General features: G+C 59.9%; 16 protein-coding genes. 9 read left to right on the forward strand and 7 right to left on the reverse strand.

The features are described from left to right. Positions 1 to 62: 62 nt before the first annotated feature. The 3 genes from GOB85_RS02470 to GOB85_RS02480 all read left to right on the forward strand — a co-directional run bounded on the left by GOB85_RS02470 (position 63) and on the right by GOB85_RS02480 (position 4,066). Entirely contained in the window at positions 63 to 752 is a 690-nt protein-coding gene (locus GOB85_RS02470; RefSeq protein ID WP_173576025.1) for an extensin-like domain-containing protein, read from the forward strand. Between the two features lie 171 nt (positions 753 to 923). Next, positions 924 to 1,481, forward strand: a complete 558-nt coding sequence (locus tag GOB85_RS02475) for a biliverdin-producing heme oxygenase (RefSeq protein WP_173576024.1) — start codon at positions 924 to 926, stop codon at positions 1,479 to 1,481. A gap of 8 nt (positions 1,482 to 1,489) precedes the next feature. Continuing rightward, the gene (locus GOB85_RS02480; RefSeq protein ID WP_173576023.1) at positions 1,490 to 4,066 is read left to right on the forward strand and encodes an HWE histidine kinase domain-containing protein; all 2,577 of its coding nucleotides are present in this window, start codon (positions 1,490 to 1,492) and stop codon (positions 4,064 to 4,066) included. Between the two features lie 255 nt (positions 4,067 to 4,321). Here the strand turns inward: GOB85_RS02480 and GOB85_RS02485 are convergent, their stop codons facing one another. Together GOB85_RS02485 and GOB85_RS02490 are read right to left on the reverse strand one after the other, a co-directional pair. Beyond that, positions 4,322 to 5,260 carry a hypothetical protein gene (locus tag GOB85_RS02485; protein WP_173578984.1) on the reverse strand — a complete coding sequence of 313 codons (939 nt, stop codon included), beginning with the start codon at positions 5,258 to 5,260 and terminating at the stop codon, positions 4,322 to 4,324. Positions 5,261 to 5,427: 167 nt separating this feature from the next. Further along, entirely contained in the window at positions 5,428 to 6,180 is a 753-nt protein-coding gene (locus tag GOB85_RS02490; protein WP_173576020.1) for a transporter substrate-binding domain-containing protein, read from the reverse strand. 702 nt (positions 6,181 to 6,882) lie between these two features. Between GOB85_RS02490 and GOB85_RS02495 the strand changes: the two genes are divergently transcribed. The 5 genes from GOB85_RS02495 to GOB85_RS02515 all read left to right on the forward strand — a co-directional run bounded on the left by GOB85_RS02495 (position 6,883) and on the right by GOB85_RS02515 (position 13,819). Next, positions 6,883 to 7,224: a DUF3649 domain-containing protein gene (locus GOB85_RS02495; RefSeq protein WP_173576019.1), complete on the forward strand. Its 342-nt coding sequence runs from the start codon at positions 6,883 to 6,885 to the stop codon at positions 7,222 to 7,224. Positions 7,225 to 7,353: 129 nt separating this feature from the next. Then, entirely contained in the window at positions 7,354 to 8,817 is a 1,464-nt protein-coding gene (locus GOB85_RS02500; protein WP_173576018.1) for a PepSY-associated TM helix domain-containing protein, read from the forward strand. Beyond that, complete coding sequence (locus GOB85_RS02505) at positions 8,814 to 9,098, forward strand: DUF3325 family protein (protein ID WP_173576017.1); 285 nt, start codon at positions 8,814 to 8,816, stop codon at positions 9,096 to 9,098. The genes GOB85_RS02500 and GOB85_RS02505 overlap by 4 nt, the downstream gene beginning before the upstream one ends. 834 nt (positions 9,099 to 9,932) lie before the next feature. Next, positions 9,933 to 10,427, forward strand: a complete 495-nt coding sequence (locus GOB85_RS02510; RefSeq protein WP_242011235.1) for a hypothetical protein — start codon at positions 9,933 to 9,935, stop codon at positions 10,425 to 10,427. A gap of 404 nt (positions 10,428 to 10,831) precedes the next feature. Next, positions 10,832 to 13,819: a rhamnan synthesis F family protein gene (locus tag GOB85_RS02515; protein WP_173576016.1), complete on the forward strand. Its 2,988-nt coding sequence runs from the start codon at positions 10,832 to 10,834 to the stop codon at positions 13,817 to 13,819. A 62-nt stretch (positions 13,820 to 13,881) separates the two neighbouring features. Here GOB85_RS02515 and GOB85_RS02520 read toward each other — a convergent pair whose 3' ends face one another. The 3 genes from GOB85_RS02520 to GOB85_RS02530 are packed head-to-tail and all read right to left on the reverse strand — an operon-like array spanning position 13,882 to position 17,125. Further along, a complete protein-coding gene (locus GOB85_RS02520) occupies positions 13,882 to 14,649 on the reverse strand; it encodes a GntR family transcriptional regulator (protein ID WP_173576015.1) in 768 nt (255 codons plus the stop codon). Between the two features lie 6 nt (positions 14,650 to 14,655). Further along, positions 14,656 to 15,573, reverse strand: coding sequence for an N-acetylmuramic acid 6-phosphate etherase (locus GOB85_RS02525; protein WP_242011236.1), 918 nt, complete (start codon positions 15,571 to 15,573; stop codon positions 14,656 to 14,658). Positions 15,574 to 15,607: 34 nt separating this feature from the next. Next, positions 15,608 to 17,125 carry a sodium:solute symporter gene (locus GOB85_RS02530; protein ID WP_173576013.1) on the reverse strand — a complete coding sequence of 506 codons (1,518 nt, stop codon included), beginning with the start codon at positions 17,123 to 17,125 and terminating at the stop codon, positions 15,608 to 15,610. A 634-nt stretch (positions 17,126 to 17,759) separates the two neighbouring features. Between GOB85_RS02530 and GOB85_RS02535 the strand changes: the two genes are divergently transcribed. Continuing rightward, positions 17,760 to 20,183 (forward strand): TonB-dependent receptor, encoded by a 2,424-nt coding sequence (locus GOB85_RS02535; protein WP_173576012.1) that lies wholly within the window; start codon positions 17,760 to 17,762, stop codon positions 20,181 to 20,183. Positions 20,184 to 20,361: 178 nt separating this feature from the next. Here GOB85_RS02535 and GOB85_RS02540 read toward each other — a convergent pair whose 3' ends face one another. Together GOB85_RS02540 and GOB85_RS02545 are read right to left on the reverse strand one after the other, a co-directional pair. Continuing rightward, positions 20,362 to 21,603 carry a glycosyltransferase gene (locus tag GOB85_RS02540; protein WP_173576011.1) on the reverse strand — a complete coding sequence of 414 codons (1,242 nt, stop codon included), beginning with the start codon at positions 21,601 to 21,603 and terminating at the stop codon, positions 20,362 to 20,364. Continuing rightward, positions 21,600 to 22,844, reverse strand: coding sequence for a glycosyltransferase (locus tag GOB85_RS02545; protein WP_338421620.1), 1,245 nt, complete (start codon positions 22,842 to 22,844; stop codon positions 21,600 to 21,602). The genes GOB85_RS02540 and GOB85_RS02545 overlap by 4 nt, the downstream gene beginning before the upstream one ends. Between the last annotated feature and the right edge of the window lie 146 nt (positions 22,845 to 22,990).

Raw genomic sequence — 22,990 nt, forward strand, 5'->3', positions numbered from 1 at the left:
CCGGCGACCACCCGCCACCCCGAACGTTTCCCACCACACCACGACTTCAGGATCAGCCCCCGATGCCCTCCTGGCAGAACATGATCCTCCTCACCTTTCTCTCCGCTCTCTGCACCGCAGTCGCCTTTCACCACATCTGGCTGCCCCCCGCTTACGATCCGACAGAACCCCTCGACCTGCGCGCACCGCCGAACATCATGCGCCCCCTCAAACTCCGTCTGCTCGCCTCATCGCCAGCCCTCTGCCGCGCCGCACTCGCAACCAGCCCGCTCCACATCCGGCAACACTCCGCGGCAGGAACGCCCGCCTGCCCGCTCCCCGACGCCGTCACCGTCAGCAGCGGCCCGGCCCCGGCCCTGCCGGACAGTTTCCTCGCCTCCTGCCGTCTGGCCGTCAGCTGGTCGCTCTTTGAAACCGACATCGCCGTCCCCGCCGCCCGCACCACATTCGGCACCGACCTTCGCCGTATCCGTCACGCCGGCAGCTTCGCCTGCCGGGACATCCGCGAACACCCCGGCGCGCAAAGCAGCCATGCCACCGCCGACGCCATCGACGTCTCCGGCTTCGTCCTTGCCGATGGCCGGGAAATCCCCGTCAGCGCCTGGCACGCCAGCGACCGGCGCGCCGCCTTCCTGCACAGCATCCGCGATCAGGCCTGCACCGTCTTCGGAATCGTTCTGTCCCCGGATTACAACAGCCTGCATGCCAGCCACCTGCACCTTCAGGCCACCGGCTTCGGTCTCTGCCGCTGACCGATCGCAGGCCTGCCTGTTGCAAGCCTCAGACCATCGGCTTACGACGCCGGACAGGAAAAGCTCTCCGCCCCCGAAACATCACGACACACCACACACACAGGCATCAGAGCGAACAGAACACCGCGCTATAAAATATTTTTTACAGACCTGTTTTCAGGGGAATCACCAATGCCCGCTGACACAATCCGACATCGGCTCAGAGCCGCCACACAGCCGCGCCACGCCATCCTCGATACACTGGTCGGCCCGCTGCAAAGCGCAAGCACATACCGAACATATCTGGCCGGCATCGCCGCCTTCCGCCTCTGCGCCGAACAGCATCTGAACACAGCAGCATGGCCGGATATCCTGGGCTCATGGCAACCGCGGCGCCTTTCCACGCTCCTGATGCAGGATCTCCACGATCTCTCCCTCACCCCGCCAGCCCCGGATATCGTCCTGACCCCCGATACCCCGGCCCGAACCATGGGACTGCTCTACGTGCTGGAAGGATCAGCGCTCGGAGCCCGCGTGCTGGTACGCCAGGCCGCCGCCCTGGGTTTTGACAACAGCTGCGGAGCACGCCATCTCACCACCCAGGCAGGTGCCGGTTACGAATGGCAATCGTTTCTTCATTGTCTCGAACAGATACCTGATGACACTGTCGTCATAACAGCCAATGCTGCAGCTCAGACCTTCGATGCCGCCATTCTCGCTATGAGGACAGCAATCGAACTTCGTTTATAAAGCGCCTTATGACCGACACAGACATCGAACAGGTTATTTTCGGACAGGCTGACCTGACGAGCTGCGATCGTGAGCCCATCCACATCCCGGCCAGCATCCAGCCCGCCGGATGCGTGATGGCCTTTTCAGACACCGACCACCGTCTCATAAGATTCTCGGACAACGCCCCGGCCTCCATGGACGTGCCATCGCTGCGTCTGGGAATGTCCATCGAAGACTGCGTCGGTCCGGCAGCAGCAGCCACGATTCTCGCCCTGGCCGCCAGCGAAACCTTCGGACCGCCCGCCATCAGTTTCGATGTCGAATTTCCCCTTAACCAGCATCGGGATATCGCGGTTCACCACCGGGCGTCGAACGTGGTCGTGGAATTCGAAGCCATCACCCCCGTCAGACTGCACGCCAGCCTGGCCGCGCAGCAACGCGCGGCCGTGGAGCGCCTGCGTAACCCGTCCGATACCACAACGCTGCTGCGGGATGCCGCCATAACCTTACGCCAGACCTTCGGTTACGACCGCGTCATGGTCTACCGGTTCGCCCCGGACTGGTCCGGCCAGGTCATCGTCGAAGACCGAAGAGACGGACTGGAAAGCTTCCTCGGACAGCACTTCCCCGGCAGCGACATTCCGGCCCAGGCCCGCGAGCTGTACAAACGCTCCCTGATCCGCGTCATCTGTGATGCGACTTACCAGCCCGTCGCCCTGACCGAAGAACCCGGCCTGCCCCCGCTGGACATGTCATTCATGCACCTGCGCGCCGTCTCCCCCATTCATTGCGAATACCTGACGAATATGGGCGTCCGCGCCTCCATGTCCGTCTCCCTGATCGTCGATGGCGAACTCTGGGGACTGATCGCCTGTCACCATTACAACCCCCGCCCCCTGTTCATGGCCGAACGCATCGCCGCCAAAATGATCGGGGAATTCATCTCCCTGCAGATCGTGGCGCTCAACCGGTCCCGCCGCCTCAGCCTGACACAGGCCGCACACCATTTTCTTTCCCGTCTCCTCCGTGACGCTACCGGCACAAACGGATTGGCGCACTACGCCCGGTCACACCTGCCAGACCTCCTGAAAATCGTGCCCTGCGACGGCGGAGGCATCTGGACAGACCAGAAATGGTCCGCAACAGGCCTCACTCTTCCGGAAACAGACATCAGGAAGCTACTGTCCCTGACCGGAACAGTCGCCAGAAACCAGATCTGGCACAGTGACTGCCTGACAAGAGACTGCCCCGATCTCGCGCTCTCTCTGCCCGACATTTCCGGAGCCATCATCATCCCCGTCTGGCCGGAACAGGATGACTGCCTCATCCTGTTCCGGCGGGAAATCATCCAGACCGTGGTATGGGGCGGCGACCCCGCCAAAACCTACAGCACCGGCCCCCACGGCGCCCGCCTGACCCCGCGACGCAGCTTCGAGATATGGACCGAAGAAGTCCGGCATCACTCAGCCCACTGGAGCGATGACGATCTCGAACTCGCAGCCCTGTTTCGTTCCGCGCTGATGGAAGTCGCCGCACGATCCAGCCAGCGGAAACTGCTGGAGCGCATCCAGGCGGAATCCACACAGCGCATGCTGAACGACGAACTGAATCATCGTGTCAAAAACCTTCTGGCCGTTGTGCAGTCGCTCGTCTCCCGGGTGCCCGCCGTGCAGGACAGCGCAACCGACTACCGGAACACGCTCCAGGGACGCATCCGCGCTCTCGCAAACGCCCATGACCTGGCCGTCGGCGCGGAAGCCGGAACATCCCTGCATGATCTCCTGACAACTGACCTCGCCCCGTACAACTCCAGCAAAGGCCAGATCACCCTGACAGGCCCCCACATCCGGCTGACAGAACGGGCGGTGACATTCCTCGCGCTCCTGTTCCATGAACTGACAACCAATGCCGTCAAATACGGCGCCCTGTCAGTCCCGTCAGGACAACTCGCCGTCACATGGGAGCACGCCGGCCTCGCCGGCACATGCACCATCCACTGGCAGGAACGTAACGGCCCCGTGGTCAGCCCCCCGGAACGATCCGGATTCGGAAGCCTGCTGATCGAACGCGCCATCCGCCACGATCTGAAAGGAACGGCAACCCGAAGCTTCAATCCGGACGGCGTGACAGTGGTTGTCTGCCTGCCGGCCTCCACCATTATCGATCAGCCCCCTGCCGGAGAGCACAAGCCCGAACAGAAAAAGGACAGGCTCCGGACAGGACAGATCCCGTTCAACGCCCTGAAAGGCCGAAATATTCTTGTTCTGGAAGATGAGTTCCTTGTCGCAATGGATCTGGAGGAAACACTTCAGTCCGAAAACGCGGCGACCGTCTGTGTCGCCCCCACCATCCAGGCCGCTCTCACTATCCTGAAAACCCACCCGATCGATCTCGCCATCCTCGACGTCAATGTCGATGGCGAAACCTCTCTGCCCGTCGCATATCTCCTGACAGAACGCGCCATTCCGTTCCTGTTCGCAACAGGCTATGGAAAAGGAACCTCCGTGACAGACGCATTTCCCGCTGCTCCCGTCATAGAAAAACCATACGCAACGACAGAAGCCGTCACAGCTCTCTCCCTGCTGGCAAACCAGGAACCCTGACACACGCCAGCCCGTCCGGAACCGTTCCACTGGCTCTGTGAACGTTATACCAGAGGGTCTGGGCTTTGACCTTTGTAAGACTGGCCGGTGCAGGACCGGGAGATGCAGGACGGGCAGGGCTCTGCCCCGGAACCCGGCAAAGGCCCGCCTTTGCAAACCGTTTTATGATCAGCAAACCAGGGTGCAGGGGCCTGCTGTCCCGGCCGGGTCCGGGCGACTTACACCGTCCACGAATTCTCCGGTGTAACCAGGAGCCTATCGCGGCACTGAAAACAGATTTTTCTTTATTCCAAAATATTCATGGAAAAATTTCTCATTTTCCTGATTAAAAGCCATGTAAAAACTCTTCTGCCGCGGATCTTTTATACGACCACCCAGCCGGAAAACCCTGAAATGAGAAACCACATAAACAGCCCGGTCTCTTATCCAGGAATAATTGCCCTTCCTGTCATAGCGCGGAAAAACTTTATTGATATTCCGGGCCAGAAACGCCTGAAAACGCGTCAGACTTTCGTTCTCATAAGTTCCCGAAAAATCAAGGAGATCCGACAGGTCCTCCAGTCCGCACACAGCCAGAAAATCTTTCCTGATATCTCCGTCCGGAAATAATTTCTTCCCGAATAACCTTGATTTTATAGACGATTTCCCAAAACATGCGGACCATTTATCCAGCATCTTCCGGTAATTATAATAATGAGAGCCGGTAATGTCTCCATTCTGGAAATCCTGAATTTTACATGTGTCGCCGCCCTTTACTCCTGTACTGTAAAGACTCTTCCTGACCTCGGACTGTTCCCTGAAATAACAGACAATCTCAATGGAAGAAAAATTCCTGACCAGAAAATCCCTCAGCTCCGCAAGACTCTGTTCGCTCGTCATCCTCCGATGGAAATGCTCGGATGTGATGATCATCGTGTCGTGTGACTGGCCGGCCCGACGGATCTCATCCTCAAAATCACTGCGAAACGACGCAAAATAAGCACTTTTTTCTTCTTCACTCCGAATACCTTTGTCCACAAGATATTCGTCCATTGCAGGCTGAAAACAGGCGCACAAAGCCCGGTTATTCCCCTGATCCAGAACGTCACTCAGCGCCACGCCATTGTCAGAAAGCATGGCCCTGTTCGCATACAGCCAGCTCTGAATGGATGTCGTCGCCGTCTTTTCCGTTCCTATATGAAGAACGCACCGCATGTTCCGTCGCCAGAATACTGTTACTGAATCGGAAACAATCATCCTTTCCAGCCACGCAGCGCACCAGCCGCAAACCAGTCTCAATACACGTCAATTCGTGCCAGTCAGTATCATCTGTAACAGAAATGAAATATTCCCGGGCCAGAACCGACACGAAATACCGTCTCCTAAACCTCCGGCCACCGCGCCTGAGCCGGCGCCACACTCGCCGCCGTCTGCCCGCTCGCAGCCAGCGCCGCCGCCACAAACCCGGACGCCTTCACCTCTTCAACAAATTCCTGAAGCCACGCCCGCGCCGCCTCGCGCCCCTTCGGAACGCCCACCGCCTGCTCAATCGCCGTAAACCGCCCGTCAATCACCCGAAATCCCGGATGCGACGCGGCATAAGCCAGCAGCGGCTGCCTCACCCCCGCCGCCGCCTCAAGCCCCTCATCAACAAACAGATCAATCGCCGCCGCGGACGTCGCCGCCCGTTCCAGCGCCGCATGTTTCAACGCCCGGCTGAGATACAGATCATAAGCAGCACCCTTCCCGACCGCGATCCGAACCCCTTCGCGATCAAACTCCATCACATCCCGCAACGGTGAGTCATCACAAACCAGATACGTTCCCTCAATCACCACATAAGGCGCCGTAAACAGAATCTCCTCCGCCCTCACCGGATCAATCGCCAGAAACATCAGATCCAGCGTCCCACGCGGCACAACCTCAAAAACCTTCCCGGCAGACTCGAACGCCTGAAACACCACCTCAACACCCAGCCTGCGCCCCACCTCCCGCGCCAGCGCCACGGACACCCCCTGAAGCGCGCCCGTAGCAGCGTCTTTCTGCGCCAGCACCGGATTACCCAGATTGATCGCCGTCCGGATTACCCCGGTCGGCGCAAGCTCGCTCAGAACATTTTCAGAAATACCGGTCATGCCGCCGCTCCTGCCAGCCTGCCGCAACACAAAGCCGCTCACAGCCGGAAATGAAGAGTGTTGTTCTTGCAGCCAGTTATCCAAACTCCCGTAACAATCACAAGAAAATTCGGAAATCCGTCACACGGCGCTTCACGCTGTTGTCCACCTGGCCGCATCCTTCCGGCCAAACCACACAGTCGCAGCCACGCAACATATTTCTGTGCCGGTGACACATTATTTCAAGCACTCTGCTATTGCGACCCATTCGCACTTCATGGCACGAAACCCTGCCAGGGGAGACACACGCGTGAAAGCCATGAATCACACTATCGCTCACGCCGGGTTCTTCCTGACCCCGGGACCCGTACAGTCAGGCATCAGGCTGATTAAAGAGATCACAAATCCGACCAGGCAAACAAACCAGCCCTCGGAACCCCGCCCCCCAGGAAGGACCAGACAACATATCCCTGCCTCAGAAAAACACATGATAAGACCTCACATACCTTTGCAAAGGCTCTGTTATCGTTGCGTATTGATCTGTGATTTTTCAACGGGTTGGCAGAATCCGGGCTCTGCCCGAACCCGGCAGGGACCGTCACGCGAAGGCGGGCTGCGCACGACGGCCCCTGCACCCCGATTGCTTAATAATAAAATGGTTTCCAAAGGTCTGCGACCTTTGGTGGGTTCCAGGGCAAAGCCCTGGAAAGGAGCCAACACTTAATGACAACAGAGCCTTTCCAAACCCACCTGTTTACTCAAACCACACGGGATGCGAGGACCTCCCCCATGGCCACCACCCGCACAGACCGCCTCGACATCGCCGCCCGCGCCCTCGCCGGCATCCCCGGCGGCTACACCCTCGCCGCCCTCCTCTCCGTTGCCGCCGCCCGCTGGCTGCCCCTCCCCCGTGCCGACGCCGTCGCCGCCGGCATGATGCTCGGCCTCGTCGCCTGGCCCCCCGTCATGATGACCGCCTTCGCCCTCCACAGCCTGCCCCGCCTCTGCGCCTGCCTCACCCTGACCACCGCAATCCTCGCCACCCTGGCTTACTGGCCAGCCTGAATCAGCGGCGATAAACCGGCAACCGCGACCCGGCGCGGCACACCAGACCTGCCCGCATGAGCCCGCCCGGATGTCACGAACAAAGATGCCACGAACAAAAATGATCAGACCTCAGATGACGCCGCCGGTATGAAACGCAATTTCCGCCCCGCCATGACCTGGCTGCACGACTGGTCCGGCATCATCACCGGCTGGCTCATCTTCGCCATCGCCCTCTCCGGTACACTCAGCGTCTTCAGGCCCGAAATCACCGTCTGGATGCACCCCGAACTCACCCGTGAAACCGCCGATCCCATCCCGGCCGCCGAAGCCGCCATCACCTGGCTGAGCACCCACGCGCCTCACTCGCCAGACTGGTATCTCGACGTCCCGACACCCCGCGCCCCGTTCACCCTCGCCCTCTGGTCCGACAAAAACGGCTACGTCTTCCGCCCCCTCGATCCCCTGACCGGCAGCCCCGACGCCCTGCGCGATACTCATGGCGGCGAGTTCTTCTACCGCTTCCACTTCGAACTCCAGCTCCCCTACCCCTGGGGGCGCCTCCTCGCCGCCATCGCCGCCATGGCCCTCGTCCTCACCCTCCTCACCGGCATCGTCGCCCACCGCCGCTTCTTCGCCGATTTCTTCACCTTCCGACCCGGCAAAGGGCAAAGAAGCTGGCTCGACGCCCACAACCTCCTGGGCGTCATCGCCCTCCCCTTCCATCTGATGATCGCCTTCACCGGCGCCGTCACCCTCAGCACCCTGCTCCTGCCATGGGGCGCCCAGACTCTTTACAAAAGCGACCTCACCACCGCTCAGCACGAACTGCATCCCGCCGCCATCGAGCGTCCCGTCACCGGCAAAGCCACACCCCTCGCCCCCATCGGCCCCATCCTCCGCACCGCCGAACAGCATTTCGGAAAAACCGGCATCCTCAGCTTTTACATCGAAAATCCCGGTGATCAGGCCGCAGTCATCACCGTCACCGCCGGCAACACGGACAGCATCGGCATCACCAGCCACGTCATCAGCTTCGACGGCACGACCGGCACCATCCTCGCCGAACATACCGAACACCGGCCGGTCATCACCACCTTCAACGTCCTCTACGGCCTGCACGTCGCCCGCTTCGCACCCGGCATCACCCGCTGGCTCTATTTCCTTTCCGGCCTGATGCTCACAGCCCTTACCGGAACCGGTCTCAGACTCTGGACCATCAGCCGCACCCGAAACACGCCCCGCCTCAGCACCACCCTCGTCGATCGCCTGAATGTCGGATTCATCGCCGGAACCCCCACCGCTTTCGCCAGCTACTTCCTCGCCAACCGCCTGCTGCCCGTAAGCCTCGCCGACCGCGCCACTCTCGAAATCCGCACCGTCTTCCTCACCTGGGCCGCCCTGCTCCTCTTCGCCGCCCTGCGCCCGGCCACAAAAACCTGGCCCGAACTCCTCTCTCTCGCCGCCATCACCTGCGCCGCCGTCGCCCTCATCAGCGCCCCCTGGCACCGCTCCGTCGACGCCACAACCGCCCTCACCGCCTTCATCTTCGCAGCAGCCTTCGCCGCGGCAGCCAGACGCGCCGCCCTGAAAAAGCGCCACCCCACGACATGATGATCCTCGCCCTCGCCGGCTTTCTCGCCGTCCTCCTCCTCGCCTCCGCCAGCGAACGCGAAAACGCCACCTTCCACTCCCCCCCGCTCCTCCCGCGCCAGCGCCACCGACGCCGCATACTCGCCCTCGCCGTCCTCGCCACCCACTGTGCGCTGACACTTCACGAAAGCCAGAACCCGGCTTTCGCTCTCATCACCTGGATCGGCCAGTTCTCCGTCAACGCCCTCCTCGTCGCCCTGCTCTGCACCGCAATACGGCAAAAACCCGCCAGGCTCAGATAATGACAGGCCGCCTGAAAGGTAAGCGTCCGAAAAAATACACTCTTGAAGGAGATTATTGTCTTCAGGTTACAAGTGTGAAATTTTTTATTAATTGATGAGGCAGTTTTATTTATAATGTTTTGAGTTAGCAGAAATGGAGGGTTCGAAAAACCCCTATCCAAGCTTTTGTGTAATGCGCAATATCAATGAGTTATGACTCTGCTGTGATCGAAAAAGGAGGGTTTTTAGAACCCTCCAAATTACAGTTTCCCACACCCTCATAGAGAAAATTATTTAATGAGGCGCCCGTGAACATATCATTTCCTCCTGATCCGTGAATGACAAGCTTCTGCAGAGCCGCTTGAGCATCGGTTGTTGGATCAACCTGCCTGAAGGCTGTATGGGAGAGATCCACTGTATCATCGGAACCACTGACACCCCCGCCGGCGTACATACTGATACTGTCATTTGCCCCCTTAAAAGCTATCTCCGCTGGAGCGCCTCCGCTTGTTGGTACACATTCAAAAATGCCAACATCTGTGTTCGATCTATTGACAGTTAACGTTGTTGGCCCACCAACAATACCATCATAGGTATATCATGGATTCGTAAAGTCTGACGTTTCCGTGTAAACACTTGATACGGAGATTATAAATCTCCTTATGTATTTTTAGTAAAAATAAAAATATACTCATAAATATTAACGCTTCTCACAATTAAGTAACGCACAAATCAATAATTACATATATATAAAAATAGACGATTTAATGTTTCATAAATGAATCCCAGGAATAATCTCAGAACGGATTTTCTGTGCGTGGCCAAATAACAGCATGTAGATAACAGGAGGAACAAATGTACATTGATATGTCGTCGGCTATCTTATCTGCTGAATTATCCATCCAAGATGGCTCACTGAAACCGGAAGTCACCGCTTCGAACACAGCGAACGCAAGAATCAGCTCTGCCGACAGTACAGGGGCGGCAACAATACTCGACCTGTCGTCCGAGTCCTCAACCGCCATTTATCAGAGTGATCCAGTTGTTTTTCTTCCTCAGGGAGATAAGTATATTCCGGTAAGTGCGGGAGTTCTCATCAATGGGGTGCCTGCGTCAGAGGTCAAAGGCGCCATTACCCTCAAGGATGGCTTTCAGTATAGTATGACGTCCTCATCGTCTTCCTTCTCACTCTATACCGGCACTGGCACTTCCGTCGGAAGCAGTCAAATATCGGCGTCGTTCTCTCCTGGCGCAGATTCAACAAACAGCGAAGAATCTCTCATCGCAAAGCTTTTTTCCAGTCCGGTGGATAATGAGAGCAAAACTCCATCACAACAGTTCTCCACCTGACAGATTCTATCCTTATCGGACAGGCAGGAGTTCTCGGAGACGGCTGCCCGGCATGCGCCGCACATACAGCGCAACTCCCGCGAGCAACGCAAAAAACAGAAAGGGCAGCCCAGGCGTCCAGTCATGGATATTAAAGCCTGAAGTAAGAGTCAGCGCCGCCCGGACTGCTCCAAAAAAGGCCAGGATAATTCCGCCACCGGAACCCATATTTTCTTTTCCTGAGTGCTGGCGGCAGTGCCTGTCTCCAGGCGCCCCGTTCAGTCGGTCAGAGTTTAAAGCAGGTCCCGAGCCTGAGCACGGCCCGTTGACAGAGCTGTGAAAAACCATGGGCGTCCGCTCTCCGGGACACGTCCGCCCCCCTGTGCTATCTCACCCGACAGGCCCGCACCACCCAGGGAAGCCCAATGTCCTCCACACCCGGCACCGCCACGGATTCCCGCGCTCTCATCCTCTCCTCAGGCCTGTTCGATCCCGACTGGTACCGCGCCCGCCTCCCGGAACACGAACGCAACACCCCCGATCCGCTCACGCATTTCCTGACCGAAGGCACAAAACGCTGCCTCGCCCCAGGCCCCCTCTTCGATACAAAACGCTATTTCGAGTGCTACTGGAATCTCGAACCCGGCACGCTCAACGCCCTCCTGCACTACCTCGAACACGGCCTCACCCAGGGCCAGCACATCGACGGCATCTGCGACACCAGCCTCCACGGCGGCACCGGCCCGGTCATCCCCACACAACTCCGCCCCCTGCCCGATAACGCCCCCAAAACCGCCATCACCATCCACGCCACACGCCTGAGCCCCCTCGATCCCATCCTCGACAGACTCACACATTTTCCCGATCGCTTTACCCTGCTCATCACCACGGACACCTCCGAAAAACGCCACCGGATCGAAGAGCGCCTCACTCGCGCAAACCTCAACGCCGCCCCCGTCCTCGTCCGGGTCGCAGAGCTGCGCGACGGCTCTTTCGGCCCGATCCTCACCACCTTCAGCACCGCCCTGCGCAGCCATGACCTGATCCTGCACCTGCACACAGACGCCACCCCCAAAGCCCTCGCCCGCCTCCTGCCCACCGCCCCCGGCGCACTCGCCGGACTTCTCACCCGCTTCACAGATGACCCGAAAACCGGCCTCATCCAGCCCGCACCGGATCCAAAAACTCCTTACTGGCACTACACCTGGCTCGCGAACCAGCACCTCGCTCACCCTTATCTCTCCCGCCTGAACCTTCCCGCCCCGGCCGGCTATTTCAGCCACCCGCCCGAGGGCCTGTTCTGGGCCACCACCCACGCCCTCGCCCCCCTGCTCGACATCCCCTGGACACCAGCGGATTTCCCGCCGGACGACGCGCCTCCTCCCACCCCGGAAAACGGAACATTCCCTGACGCCTTCATTAGAATCCTCAACCCCGTCATCCGCTCCCAGGGCTGCCATATCGATGAATATGACCCCGATGCCGGCCTGATCCGCGTCGGCTGGTCCTGCATGAATCTCGATCAGTACGAACGCCGCTCACAAAGAGATCTGCTCGCCGCCATTCGCGAAGCCCGCACCGTTTCATTCGACCTGTTCGACACCCTCCTCACCCGCATCGCACTCACCCCCGACACCATCCATTATGACGTCGCCAGCCGGCTCGCTCACCGCTTCCCAACCCTCACGCCTTCTCCGCGAGCGTTCTTCACCCTTCGCAAACAGGCCGAACAGAACGCCAGAGAAACCCGCGCCTGGACCGATGATGTCGGACTCGACGACATCTACGCCGCCCTCCGCACCCTCACCGGCTGGCCAGCGGAAGCCCTCGCCACAGCCCGAACGCTCGAAGTCGAAATCGACCGGAACGTCCTCCGCCCCCGCCCCGAAATCATCACCGCCCTGCGCTACGCCCGCGAACGGGGTTGCCGCACCCTGCTCATCAGCGACACCTGTCTCAGCCGCGACGACATCGCCCCCGTCCTCGACCGCACCGGCATCACTCCCCTGCTCGACGAAATCTACCTCTCCTCCGAACGCCTCGCCCGCAAGGATCGCGGCGATATGTGGGATCTCATCCGCGCCGCCGAAGATACTGCCACCCTCCTGCATGTCGGCGATAACGAACACGCCGACATCCAGCGCACCACCGACCTCGGAATCAGAAATTTCCACGTCCTGTCCGGCCTCAACATGCTCCGCCTCAACCCCGTCGGCCCCGCTGTCGCCACCGTCGTCACACCCGCCGCGATCCCCCCGGGCCAGAGCGCCGAAAAACGCCGCCTCTCCGGCGACATTCTGCTCGGCCCGCTCGTCAGCAACCTCTTCACCTCGCCCTTCGCCAGCACCCCGAACCAGCGCCTGACCACCGCCCGCACGCTCACAACGCCGGAACAGGCCGGCCACATCCTCTTCGGCCCTCTCCTCCTCGCCTTCATGGCACAGCTCATCACCCACCCCGCCACACAGCGGATCGAAAAATTCCTTTTCGTGTCAAGGGAAGGTTATTTTCTCTCGCGCCTCTACAAAGACCTCCGCGAAACATACGACCTGCCGATCCCCGACGCCCTGCACTTCCACTGCTCGCGCCGCGTCGCCATCAGCGCCGCTCAGGTCACCCATTTTGATCCGGATATTCTCGCCATCAGCGGCGATGGCTTTCGCGGCTCCATGGCCCGCCTCCTCACCGCCCGCCTGGGCGTTGAAATCGCAGCACACAGCCCGCTTCACGATATCGACGTCGCCCTTCCGGAAGATCGCGATACCGTCCGCAACCTCACCATTCTCCTGAAAGACGACATCCTCGCCCAGGCCCGCATATCGCGCGAAGCCCTCATCGCCTATGCCCGCGCCTGCGGCCTCACGCCCGGCACAGACACAAAAACCCGTCACGGTATCGTCGATGTCGGTTACGGCGCCACCATCCAGCGCCACATGCAAACCACGTTAAACCTGCCCCTCACCGGCTTCTACATGGCTGCCGAAACACAGTGCGCCGCCGCCGAACACTCCGGCGGCACCGCCTTCGGCCTCCTCGCATCCGGCCCAGACGCCGAAACCTTCCGACGCCAGCACGGCCTTTTCGTCGAAGCCGTCCTCACGGCTCCTCACGGACAGACTATCGGCTACGACACCGGCGTCACCCCGCCCCGCCCCGTCTTCGCCAGGGACAGTCGTACAACACAGGATTTCACCACACTCGAAACCCTCTTCAGCGGCATCAGCAGCTATTGCCACGACATCATCCGCTCGTATGGCCCGGAAGTCCTGCACAGTCTCCAGGCCGTCACCCCCGCCAGCACAGCCCTGCTCACCGCGCTGTCCGAAAACCGCCTCACCCTCGCCCCGGAAATCATGAAAGCCCTCAGCGTCGAAGACGAATTCTGCGGCCGGGGCCAGATCCGTTTCGCCTGATCTTCAAAGGCCGCCCCCGGCAGAACTTACCAGGGCTGATGATCATCACACAGGCCGGTCCGTCACTCCCCCTCCGTGCGCGGCGCCCGCAACTCCACAACAAAGTCATAGAGATCTGCCCGCCACGACGAAAACGTCACCTCAAGCGCCCGTCCGTCAGCCAGAAAAGAGCGCCGCTCAATCTGCAGAATTGCCGCCGGCCGCGTCAGTCCAAGCAACGGCGCATCCTGCACACTGACAAGACCAGCCCGAATGCGCTGTAAAGCCCGCACCGGCAACAAATCGCGATCCTTCAGCGCCGCATAAAGCGACTCCCCCACCAGGTCCGGTGACGGAAGATCATGACGGGACACCACGGCCGTCTCGATCGCAATCGGCTCACCATCCGCGGTCCGGATGCGTCTGAGCCGAACCACCGGCGCCGACGGCGCGATGCCAAGCGCCATCGCCTCATCCGGCGTCGCGCTGCCCGTGCCCTTATCCAGCCAGATCGAGCCCGGCTCATACCCCCTGGCCCGCATATCTTCAGAAAAACCAAGCAGAAGAGACAAAGGCTGCTCAATCCGCCCGGCCACAAAAGTCCCCGCCCCCACCCGCTGCGTGAGCGCACCGGTCGCGACAAGAGACGCCAGAGCCTTGCGCACCGTCACGCGGGAGACACCCGTCAGCGTCGCCAGATCACGCTCAGCCGGAATCGGATCGCCCCGCCTCAGCGTGCCACCCTCAATCAGAAAGCGCAGGCTTTCTTCCATTTGCAGATAAAGAGGTTTGCGATTCGCCGGATCCGGCGCCAGCGCCGCGAACAGACCATCAGAAATGCGGGAAGACATCGCCTCTCAGCCAGCCCCGCCAGAAGCGGTAAAGACGGCACGAAGATCCCCGCCATGCACCTCAAGCAGCCTGTCCGCTTCGTCCACCGTCAGCCCCTCCCGAACGAGAACCGCCCGCTTCACATTCCCCTTCGTCGCTGCCAGCGCCTCACGCGCCTCATCAGCCGAACACCCCGTCAGAGTCCGCACCATCCGTTCCGCGCGATGCTCCAGCTTGGCGTTCACAACGCGCATATCGACCATCTGACCACGCCACACATGCCCGAGCCGGATCATCAGTGTCGTCGACAGCAGATTCAGCGCAGCCTTCTGCGCCGTGCCCGCCTTCAGCCGCGTCGACCCGGAAATGACTTCCGGCCCCGTCACAATCCGCACAGCCAGTTCCGCCTCACGCAACAGACGCCCCTCGCTGTTGCAGCTGACACCGATCGTCAGCGCCCCGCTGGCCCGCACGGCGGCAACAGCAGCGCAGGTATAAGGCGTCGCCCCGCTGGCGGCGATTCCAATCACCACATCCTCCGGCCCCGGATTATGCGCCAGAATATCCTCCCGCGCCGTATCCTCGCGATCCTCGGCCCCTTCCGCCGCCTGAAAAATAGCCGCCGGACCACCGGCAAGCAGCAGAACAAGCCGCTCGGGCGGCCAGCCAAAAGTCGGCGTCAGTTCAACACCATCCTGCAACCCGATCCGCCCGGACGTCCCGGCCCCCACATAAAACAGCCGCCCCCCCGCCAGCAGCCGCGGACGCGCGGCGGTCACAACCCGGTCAAGCTGAGGCACCGCCGCCCGCACAATCGCCGTGGCGCTCATCTGCGATTCCGCAAGCGCATCCAGGATCGAGTCCGTCGGCCAGAGATCAATATCGGCGTAACGCGGATCCTGAAATTCTGTGCCCGTCATAAGGGGCTGAGAGATGTCGGTCATAGAATCACGTGTCATTTCCATGAAAAGAAGTAAATCAGAGAACGGTGCCCGCACGAGCGCGCGCTTTCCGTTGAAAACCGCGGACGCGCATGGATACCCGGGCCGGCAACAGCATCATGACGACCCCCAGAGGAACAAGCCACGGAAAGGCGATGTGCCACCCGAAGACCTGAAGCGCAATCATGAACACCCCCATGCCCGCAAGAGAGATAACAAACCCGGTCAGCGCATCCCTGCTATCCGCCTCCGGCCAGATCATGCCCGCCAGAAATGTGCCCAGCACCGGCCCCCATGACCACCCGGTGATCGTCAGCCCGAGAATGATCGCCGCCTGCGCCCCCGCGCCCGACACCATCGCCGTGCCAACAAGCGCCAGCGCCCAGAACAACGTGACAAGACGCGGAACCAGCAGCGGACCCGGCCGAAGCCCGATCCGCCTGAGACCCGCACTCAGCATCGCCGCCGGACCAGACCCGAAATCCGTAAGCGTCGCCCCGGCCATCGCACTGAGCGTGGACGACAGAGATCCCATCGTCGCACTCAGCACCCCCGCGACAAGCAACCCGCTCAGCCCCTCAGGCAACCCGGAAACAATAAAGCGCGGAAAAATCTCATCAGACGAGCGCACCCCCGCCGCCGCCAGCGACGCATTCCCCGACAGCGCCCGCAGCTCGACACCCGTCAGCGAAAGCAGCGTAAAAAGCAGCCCGACCAGAAAAGCGCTGCCAATCAGCGCAAGACGCGCATCACGCAGAGTGCGGGCGGCAAGAAGCCGCTGAACCATAAGCTGATCAGTCCCATGTGACGCCACCGCCATAATACCACCCCCCAGCAGAGCAGCCAGCGGCGTAAACGGATCAGACAGCGCATTCGCCAGCGTCAGCGTGTGAAAAGGCCTCAGCCACCCCTCATCCATGACATCGTGCCAGTTCGCCCCGGTCATCTGAGTGGCCAGAAGCACCGCACAGACCGCCGCACCGGACAGATAAATGACAAACTGGATCGTGTCCGACCACACCACCGCGCGCAGCCCCCCCAGAAGCGTATAAAGGAGCGTAAACGCCATGATGATGACGAGAACGGGAAACCGCCCGACAGGCAGACCGGTCTGCCCAAGCAGCCACATCACAGGCAGAAGCCCCGCCAGCAGACGGACCCCCTCCGCCATAAGCCGGGTCAGAAGAAAAGAAAACGACGCAGCCCGCTGCAAACGCTTCCCAAACCGTTGCCCCAGATACTGATAAGCACTCGTCATGGCGCCACTGGCGTAAAGCGGCAAAAACCACACAGCGACAATGATCCGCCCGATGAGATACCCGCCCGCGAGCCCGGTAAAAACCATACCCCCGGTATAGCCGACCCCCGGCACACTGATAAAAGTGAGCGTGGACGTCTCAGTCGCGACAAGAGACAGACAGATCGCCCACCACGGAAGATCATGATGCGCCGAAAGAAAACCACCCGCCGACTGACCTTTTCCGGAAAGTCGCAGAACAGCCCACGGAATGACCGCAAAATAAATCAGAATCACCAGAAGGTCAGCAACGCGCATCGGCTTTCTCTCCTTCCGACCAATCCTGGCACTTAGATAATACCGAAACAATACCTTACCGCATATTTATCAGACTCACACCCCGAAACAGGCGACAGCATTACCTGCTCTCCACGAACACCCCACTCCGCCTGTCAACAACACCTTCCACCGATAACCCGCCTGACAAACCTCAGCTCATTCTTCCAGCATCCCGACATATTTCAAAACCCGCACGACACGCATTCATTCCCAGGGATTCCGAAAAGACCACCACCGCAATCACCACGACCTCGATTCGATACCGAATCGAGAACCACACGACCACCACCCTGAAACAACACTGACCCGGCATGAATTAAAACATCCACAACAATACCAATCACCGCCGAAATTGCCCGGGACATAGCAGCAGCAGCCTCATTCTCCAGTCACAGCAGAGATTTATCCGCCTCCTCCCTAAACAATATTTTTCTCTTATTTCCAGACCATCTCATCTCTGACTGCTGTTCTCTTCGAAACAACACTCTTATTTTCCCGCCCCGATATAAATTCGATATCGAAATATCTTGCAGAATGGATTTACTATGGATTTAATAAGGTATTCCCAAACATGTGACAGAGGAGCCTGGATGTGCGACTAAAAGAAATTCTGTTGTGCACAGCTTGCGCAACAATCGGCACAGCAGCACTCGGTGCCAGCCCTCCCCGTCCCGCGCCCGTCACCACAGCAGCCTCCACGCCGGAGGTCCACGCCGGAAAGACAGCGCAGAAAACTCAGGCCATACAGACATCAGCCACACACCAGTCGGCGCCGCAGACCACGAGCGCGCAGGGAACACCGGAATCCATCGTCATCAGCGCCCGAAAAGCATCCCCGGATGGCGCGATGGGCCATTCAACCGGCGCCGGAATGATGCCGGCACAAACGATCGCCAAAGCACGATCCGCCTTCACCCGTGACTTCATCGCGCGGCAGTCCCCGACAACAAACACAGCCTCCATGATCTCAAGCATGCCCGGCGTGGCCGTTGGCAAAAATGATCCGCTGGGACTTGATGATCAGCGCATCAATCTGACAGTCCGCGGACTGGGTCAAACCGAGATCGGCTATGTCATGGACGGAATTCCGGCCGCCGATCCGTCCAATTACAAACTCTACACCACCCAGAATGTCGACAATGAAAATCTGGAACGTGTTGACCTCACCCAGGGATCTGCCAGCCCGACATCGCCGCTTTATAACGCGGTTGGCGGTGAACTCAGTCAGACACTGCGCAACCCGCTTGATCATGCTGCGGGAATGCTGAATCTGAGCGGCGGCTCATATAGTCTGGATCGCGAGTTCGCCCGCTTCGACACCGGAGAACTCGGACATAGCGGCATTCGCTCCTATGCGTCCTTTTCGCATACCCATGCCAATGACTGGCGCGGCCCGACCTACACCACCCGTTACCACATGGACAATAAAACCCTGAAAGAATGGGGCAACAACAGCGTGGAACTTCTGGTGTCATACAACAGTATGACCAGTTTCTATCCACGATTCCCCACCTTATCTCAGTGGGATCAGTACGGAACAAAATTCAACTGGGACAAACATTATACCCCGGGAAGCGCGAACTATTACAAGTTCCAGCAGAACGTCCGCAATGCCATTACCATCGGCGCACCGATGCATTTCGACCTCTCACACGGCCTGACATTTCACGTCACGCCTTACTATATGCGTTCAACCGGCTATGGCGATGTCGGATCCTCACTCAGCAATACCGGCAGTTATCTCGGCAACATTCCCGCCGGAAATCTCAATGTCTCCCCCTCCTATAACGGCACATTCCCGGTCTCGATCGATGATGTGTTCAAGGAAAATAACGCAGGCATCAATGCCTACATGACATGGAAGTCAGGCCATAACACCCTGTCCTTCGGCTACTGGTATGCTTATTACGCCCAGCCGGAAGAAACATCCTATGCCGCGGCAGATGCGAACGGGAACATTGCCTCCATGTCCGGCGCATACCCCGTCAAAACAACCGCCGGCAATATTCTGCGCAGCTACAATATCAATTTCATGCAGCAAACCAATTCAGCGTTTATCACCGATGAATACAAAGCCCTGAACGATCGGCTGGTGCTGACCGCCGCCTTCCGCGAAGTGATGGTGTCAAGAAAGCTGACCCAGCTGATGCCAGGCCTGCAAAATTATATCAACGGCAACAGTGATGCCGTGCCATTGCCGCAGGTAACGGCCAGCTATCGCATCACACCGGACGATCAGATCTTCATCAACGGAACTACCGGCTTCGCAGAACCGGCCGGCTGGCCGACCTATGCTGATTTCATCAGTGTCGCCACAGGAAAGCAGAGCCGGGGCCATGCCTCAAACCTGCGTCCGGAATATTCAATCTCCGAAGAAATCGGCTACCGGCACACCGGCCTTGCAAACGTGAATATTTCCCTTTTCAACTACAATTTTACAAACAGGCAGGTCTCCACAACAGCAGTCGTGGGCGGCGCCATGGTCAGTTCTTCCATCAACGGCGGCGGCCAGACATCCCGCGGCGCGACAATCGAAGTCGGCCTGCGCCCCTGGCACCATTTCAGCCCCTATGTATCAGGACAGTATCTCCACGCAACCATCGACAACAATCTCCGCGCCTCCAACGGAGACTATCTGCCAACTGCCGGAAAAATGGCAGTGAACACACCTGAATTCACGGCATCCGTCGGACTTTTATACGATAACGGAACGATCTTCGGAAACCTTCTCTTCAATTATGTCAGCAGCCAGTATTCAACCTTCATGAACGATCAGAAATATCCGGCCTACCAGACACTCAATATCGGGCTGGGATACCGTTTCCATTCCTGGTCATATTTTCAACATCCGCAAATCCAGCTGAACCTGGTCAACCTGGGCCTGGGAAACTCAGGCTATCTGTCGTCAACATACTCCGTTTCGACAAATGCGAAGGCTGTCCGTGGCATTTATGGAACAGAGGTTGCCGGCACAGCACCAACCTACAACGTGGGCGGCGGCTTTGCCGGCGTCGTGTCCGTCTCAACCGGCTTCTGAACGCCAGAGGATCCGGCCTTTGACCTGTGTGAGACCGGCCGGTGCAGGACTGGCAGGGCTTTGCCCTGGAACCCACCAAAGGTCACAGACCTCTGGAAACCATTTTATGATTAATCAATCGGGGTGCAGGGGCCTGCGGTCCCTGCCGAGTCAAAACTAAGCCCGGAGACTCTCATATCTACAGGTCAGTCTTCACAACCTCTGGTATAATCTCTCTGCCAGGTTCCGGAGCAGAATACCCCACCCCGACAACCCCGCCCTCAATCAGATCCGCACTCCCCGCCATGCGATCCAGCAACTCCACCTCATCGCGCACCACACCCAGCGCCCCCTCAATCCCCGCCACCAGCCGCGCCGCCACGGCCCGCCACTCGTCACTCCCCCGCCCATCAGGCACCACCAATTGCAAAGGCTGGGCCGCAATCAGCCGCTCCAGCACTGCCGAAAACGCCCGCGCCGTCGGATCACACAGATAACTCTGCGGCGCATCCCGAAACTGCTCGGCCAGTCCACCAACATTCGTCGACAAAACCCACCGTCCGGCCGCCAGCGCCGTCGCCCCCACCCCACTCTGACTCGCCTCCCGATACGGCAGCAACATCACATCCGCCCACCCGATCAGCGCCCCAACCTCTTTCTCCGGTACCCAGCGGTTCTCCACCCGCACATGCGGCAGCGTCGCCAGAGACCGCAACGTCGCGGACTCAGGCCCACGTCCGACAATACGGCACTCAAACTCCAGCCCCGGAGGCAGCAGCACCAGTGCCTCAAGCAGCAGATCAAGCCCCTTGTAAGCAAGCAACCGGCCAAACATCAGCAACCGGACCGGACCGGGCCGCCGCCGCCCACCCCAGGGGAAAATCCCGTCACTCCCGGAAGAATAATCAAACGGCGGATGAGACGACATCAGAACATCCCGCCCGCGCAACGCCACCTGCCGCCGCAACTGACCGGCCACATGCGCGCTCAGCGCCACCAGCACATCCGCACGACGCAATAAAAGCCGCTGCAACATCAGCTGAAACGGAAAGCCGTCCCCCGGATGCGCCACCGCGTCATGCACCACCACGACATACGGTACACCCGCCCGCCGTAAGGCAATCTGCATCAGAAAATCCAGCGGACCTGTCATCGCACAGATCGCAAAATCAGGCTTCCATACAGACAACTTCCGAACCAGCATCCTTACCAGACCCGGCCCGCACAGCACCCGCCACAGCAGTCCCGCAAAACTGCCATATGTCTCCACGAGACTTAGCGAAACCGGCGAAGCTGCCTCGCTCTTCAGAATCTCCGCCCGCCCGGACAAAGACAGCACAACGCTCTGCCCCGGCACCGATCCGATCGCCTCGGCCAGATTCAGCGCAAAACGCGGCCCGGCCCCGTACCGTCCCCACTGCCAGACCAGAATCCGGCTCATCCGGCCAGACCCGACATCCCGACATGCCCCGGCAACACCGACAAAGCCCGCGTCGCCGCCATCAGCTCCGTCCCCGAAAACCGCTCCCGCGCCACTTCAGCCGCCCGCGCCCCAAGCCGCTGCCGCAACGCCACATCCTCCGCCGCCCGATGCAACGCACTCACCGCCGCATGCAGATCCGCATCCGCCCAGACTGCCCCCTCCGCCTCAAATACCCCACGCGGATCGCGCGCCGGAATAAGACGATACGGAACCGGAATCCCGCAGTCAGGAGACAGAAACTCCGCCGTCGCAGACCAGTCCGTCGCAATCACCGTCCGCCCCAGCAGCATCGCCTCCGCCGGCACCAGTCCAAAACCCTCACTGCGATGCAGAGACAGAACAATATCCGCACACCGGATCAGCGCATAAGACTCCTCCACCGGAAAAAGCCTCTCCTCGACACGAATATTCGCAGCACCGCCAGTCGCCGCCCGCAGCCGCGCCATATCCCCGGGATACTGCCCGCCATGCGCCACCTTCAGCAGCAGCACACGATCCGGCCGATCCCCGAACGCCGCGCGAAACGCCCGAATGGCCGCCAGCGGATTCTTCCGCTCAAAACTCGATGCAAGACTGAACGACACCAGAACCACAACCGCCCCGTCCGGCAGCCCGAACGCCGACCTGTCCATCACCGCCGGCCGCACAGGGTTCGCCGCCAGCGCATGCGGCACAACCCGCACCCGTCCAGGCGCCAGCCCCTCAAGCGCCGAAGCGCTGAACCGGGACGACGTCCACACCTCATGCACACAACCCGCACCAGGCCGCCATAACGGCGGCAAGGTCGGCAACTCCCAGTGCCAGTACCCGATAATCCGCCGGTTACGAAGAAACCGCCGCCCCAGCCGAAGCAGAACCGCCGGCAAAAACGGAGAATTCACAAATAATATCAGCGCCGCCCGCCTGCCGCCGTCATCCGGCGCCATGACAGGAACCTCCGTCCCCTCCAGCAACCCCGCCCGCAAAGCTGTCGCGGGAACGCCCGATCCCTCATAAGCCCGCAACATAATCCGGGCCGCCTCGCCCAGACCGGACTCCCGGCCAATTTCGCCCCCGACAATCACATGACCGTCAGAAACAGGCCCCGGCAAAGCCACCTTCGGAGCCATAAAGGCCGTCAGGGCCGCAAAACTCCGTCGTCTGCGCTCCGCGGGAAGACGCCGCCAGAGACTATGCAACGGATGAAACGCCCTGCTCACAACCCGGTCCGGCTCCCCATCCGATCACACTATTGAAACGAAACGTGTTGCCCGGACGATAGGCGCTCTTCGCCCGCCTTGAAAGTCCATCGCCACGCCAGCAGCCCGAACGGGATTGCAGCCATCCTGCCAGACGTGAATACTCT

The organism is Acetobacter fallax (genome assembly GCF_011516735.1).
GTDB classification, from domain to species: domain Bacteria; phylum Pseudomonadota; class Alphaproteobacteria; order Acetobacterales; family Acetobacteraceae; genus Acetobacter; species Acetobacter fallax.

Coding starts and splice junctions, on each gene's coding strand:
- GOB85_RS02470 (WP_173576025.1), top strand. CDS start 63: ATGCCCTCCTGGCAGAACATGATCCTCCTCACCTTTCTCTCCGCTCTC.
- GOB85_RS02475 (WP_173576024.1), top strand. CDS start 924: ATGCCCGCTGACACAATCCGACATCGGCTCAGAGCCGCCACACAGCCG.
- GOB85_RS02530 (WP_173576013.1), bottom strand. CDS start 17,125: ATGCGCGTTGCTGACCTTCTGGTGATTCTGATTTATTTTGCGGTCATT.
- GOB85_RS02485 (WP_173578984.1), bottom strand. CDS start 5,260: ATGCGGTGCGTTCTTCATATAGGAACGGAAAAGACGGCGACGACATCC.
- GOB85_RS02540 (WP_173576011.1), bottom strand. CDS start 21,603: ATGAGCCGGATTCTGGTCTGGCAGTGGGGACGGTACGGGGCCGGGCCG.
- GOB85_RS02515 (WP_173576016.1), top strand. CDS start 10,832: ATGTCCTCCACACCCGGCACCGCCACGGATTCCCGCGCTCTCATCCTC.
- GOB85_RS02525 (WP_242011236.1), bottom strand. CDS start 15,573: ATGACCGACATCTCTCAGCCCCTTATGACGGGCACAGAATTTCAGGAT.
- GOB85_RS02505 (WP_173576017.1), top strand. CDS start 8,814: ATGATGATCCTCGCCCTCGCCGGCTTTCTCGCCGTCCTCCTCCTCGCC.
- GOB85_RS02500 (WP_173576018.1), top strand. CDS start 7,354: ATGAAACGCAATTTCCGCCCCGCCATGACCTGGCTGCACGACTGGTCC.
- GOB85_RS02520 (WP_173576015.1), bottom strand. CDS start 14,649: ATGTCTTCCCGCATTTCTGATGGTCTGTTCGCGGCGCTGGCGCCGGAT.
- GOB85_RS02510 (WP_242011235.1), top strand. CDS start 9,933: ATGTACATTGATATGTCGTCGGCTATCTTATCTGCTGAATTATCCATC.
- GOB85_RS02495 (WP_173576019.1), top strand. CDS start 6,883: ATGACAACAGAGCCTTTCCAAACCCACCTGTTTACTCAAACCACACGG.
- GOB85_RS02480 (WP_173576023.1), top strand. CDS start 1,490: ATGACCGACACAGACATCGAACAGGTTATTTTCGGACAGGCTGACCTG.
- GOB85_RS02490 (WP_173576020.1), bottom strand. CDS start 6,180: ATGACCGGTATTTCTGAAAATGTTCTGAGCGAGCTTGCGCCGACCGGG.